Here is a 1,101-nt window from a genome sequence, read left to right on the forward strand (position 1 = left end):
CTTGTTCCGGCGTTGACGTCGTGGCGTGACGGCGAGCGCGAACGACAGCGGCGTGATCAGTGGCGTTACCGCGTCGCCTGGGAACCCGTCGAGATCGACCGTTCGGCGCGCCTGAGTGGTACGTGGCTGGTCATCACAGGCTCCTTCCGGGCCGAGGACGAACCCCTCGCCCGCTGGATGTCCGAGGTGGAAGAAGCCCTGACAGCTGCTGGGGCTACGGTTCGCCACGAGACCTTCGACGTGGCGGCGGAGGACGGCCTCGGTGCGCTGGACGGTGTGACGGGTGTGGTGTCGCTGTTGGGGCTCGGGGCGAGTGACGCGGGGCTGTTTGGGACGTTGCGGTTGGTTCAGTCACTGGTGGGTGTGGGTTTCGCGGGTCGGTTGTGGGCGGTGACCGCCGGCGGTGTGGGCGTCGGGCCTGCGGATGGGGCTCCGGTGCCGGAGCAGGCGCAGGTGTGGGGCTTGGGCCGGGTTGCTGGTCTGGAGCATCCCGGCCTGTGGGGCGGTCTGATCGATCTCCCGTCCGGCCAGGACTTCACCGAATCGACCGGCCGCCAGCTCGTCGGAGTGCTGAGCGAGGGTGTCGAGGATCAGGTGGCGCTGCGCCAGGGCGTGGTGCTGGGCCGACGGCTGGTCCGCGCAACGACCGACGCCGTACCGCCGAGTGAGCAGTCGTGGCGGCCCGGGGGCACTGTGCTGATCACGGGTGGTACGGGTGGGTTGGGCGCGCATGTGGCTCGTTGGGCAGTGGAGTGCGGCGCAGAGCACATCGTCCTCGTCAGCCGGCGCGGGACGGACGCGCCCGGTGCGGGAGCCCTGGTGGATGAGTTGTCTGCCGGTGGTTGCCGGGTGTCCGTTGTGGCCTGCGATGTGTCCGACCGTGAAGCCGTGGCCGAGCTGCTGGCAGGAATCCCCGAAGAGCACCCGCTCGACGTGGTGATCCACACGGCCGGTGTGGGTCAGGACGGTTTGTTGGTGGATTCGGGTGTTGGGGATGTGATGAGCATTGGTGGGGCGAAGGTGTTGGGGGCTCGGTGGTTGGATGAGTTGACGGTGGGGTTGGAGTTGTCGGCGTTTGTGGTGTTCTCGTCGATTGCTGGG

At 68.3% G+C, this 1,101-nt stretch carries 1 protein-coding gene; it reads left to right on the top strand.

Features of this window, described 5'->3' with window-relative positions; genetic code table 11:
- On the top strand, window positions 1-1,101 hold a 1,101-nt coding region (locus ABZ842_RS38855), incomplete at both ends, for a beta-ketoacyl reductase (protein ID WP_361548610.1).

The sequence above is a fragment of the Streptomyces sp. NPDC047315 genome, assembly GCF_040643215.1.
Lineage (GTDB): Bacteria > Actinomycetota > Actinomycetes > Streptomycetales > Streptomycetaceae > Streptomyces.